A 1788-nucleotide genomic window follows, 5' to 3' on the forward strand; every position below is an offset into this window, starting at 1 on the left:
GGCACGGAGATCCTATGAGGCGGCGGACATTAGGAAGGATTGATATCCTTCGGGTGTTCAAAGCCTCAGAAGGATATTGCTATGACGCATCAAGCCCTCGTCGTGCCCGTCGCCCATAAGCATGCTGCCACGATTTACGTCGCCGTTGAACTGAGCATGAGCAGTTGGGTGATCGGCCTGGTCGACCCCCGTAACGGCAAGATCAGTCGCCATCAGATTTCTTGCAGTGACCTCGATCGTCTGATGGAGCTGATTAGCCGGGCGCGAAAGGCCGCCGGCTGCGAGCGCGTTGTGCTCTGCTACGAGGCTGGGCGGGACGGCTTCTGGCTTTCCCGCATCCTGCAACAGCGCGGTCTCGAGGTTTTGGTGTTGGATCCGGCCAGTCTTCCGGTCGACCGGCGCCAGCGGCGGGCGAAGAGCGATGGTCTGGACGTGGAGATGCTGCTGCGGGCGGTGATGGCCCACGAGCGCGGTGAACCGCGGGCCTGTTCGGTGTGCCGGGTGCCCAGCGTCGAGGAGGAAGATGCCCGCCGGTTGCCGCGCGAACGCGAGCGCCTGCAGAGCGAGCGCACCGCGCATAGCAACCGGATCAAGGGGCTGCTGGCCGTACAGGGGATCTATCACGTCACCCCGCTGCGACCGGATTTCCAGGATCGTCTGAAGGAAAAGAGTACCGGCGATGGTCGTCCCTTGCCGCTGCAATTACTTCGCGAGATTGAACGCGAAGTCGAACGATTGAGGTTGGTCCAAGAGGCCTTGAAGCAAGTTGAAAAGGAGATGGCCGATCTGGCGATGTGGAATACGCGGATCGGCCGCATCATCCGGATGCTGATGCGGTTCAAGGGCATTGGGCCGGTGTTGGCGACAGTTCTGGCCTGTGAATGCCTGTACAAGGACTTTGCCAACCGCAGCGAGATCGGCAGCTATTCCGGCCTGGTGCCCAGTCCGTGGCGCAGTGGTGGGATCCAACGCGAACAAGGCATCAGCAAGGCCGGCAATGGACGCCTGCGAAGCAGCATGATCGAGTTGGGCTGGCTGTGGCTCCAGTGGCAGCCCAACAGTGCACTCAGCAAGTGGTTCCATGAACGCGTCGGCGACTTGAAGGGCCGTATCCGCAAAATCGCCATCGTGGCAATGGCGCGCAAACTGCTGATCGCTCTGTGGAAGTTCGCCACCACCGGGGTCGTGCCGGAAGGCGCCATCCTGGCCGACTGAGACGACCGGACCCAATGAACCGGGTGGTTTGCCAGAGATCAAGCAATTGAGGGCGGGAACCCTCGACGAAACCGGGATGGGGTGTGCGCTGGTACCGGCCTGGGCTTATGCCGACACGGAGATGAGCGCCACCCTGTCCTGGGCCTTTACCCTGAAGCAAGGGGGATTAGGGTGTGAGCGAAGCAAGCTCAACCGGATATAAGGTGATCGCGGTCTTTGACCGGATCCGCAATACAAGGCCCACATCCCGTGTCCCGTGGTTCCCTCAGTCACTTCATTCGTCTCGGCAGGCCGTCCTCACTCCAAACGACTCAGCGGTTCCAATGGCTCAGATTGCTCGGCAAAACGCGAAAAACACCCTGCCACCCAGCGACAGCCGTCGCGCCCCCCAACCAGGCCGATCGGCCCAAACAGTAGTGAGGAACTCGAAGGCCTAGCCGGCCTTCACCGCTTCTCTCGTTGCCCATCATGGCCGACCCGATGGTCGGCCAAACCCCCATGCTTGCCTGAACCAGAAAGCTCTTCCAGAAAAAACTTTCCCGTTGACACGCCGCCCCTCATATAAGGCCGGTG

General features: G+C 61.0%; 2 protein-coding genes. Both read left to right on the plus strand.

What is annotated here, in order from left to right; genetic code table 11:
- The first annotated feature begins 81 nt into the window (after nt 1–81).
- Complete coding sequence (locus tag CWS72_RS27260; RefSeq protein ID WP_101253816.1) at nt 82–1215, plus strand: IS110 family RNA-guided transposase; 1134 nt, start codon at nt 82–84, stop codon at nt 1213–1215.
- A 28-nt stretch (nt 1216–1243) separates the two neighbouring features.
- Nucleotides 1244–1417: a hypothetical protein gene (locus CWS72_RS28015; RefSeq protein WP_158240851.1), complete on the plus strand. Its 174-nt coding sequence runs from the start codon at nt 1244–1246 to the stop codon at nt 1415–1417.
- The last annotated feature ends 371 nt before the right edge of the window (nt 1418–1788 follow it).

It is taken from the genome of Telmatospirillum siberiense (assembly GCF_002845745.1).
Taxonomy (GTDB): domain Bacteria; phylum Pseudomonadota; class Alphaproteobacteria; order Rhodospirillales; family Magnetospirillaceae; genus Telmatospirillum; species Telmatospirillum siberiense.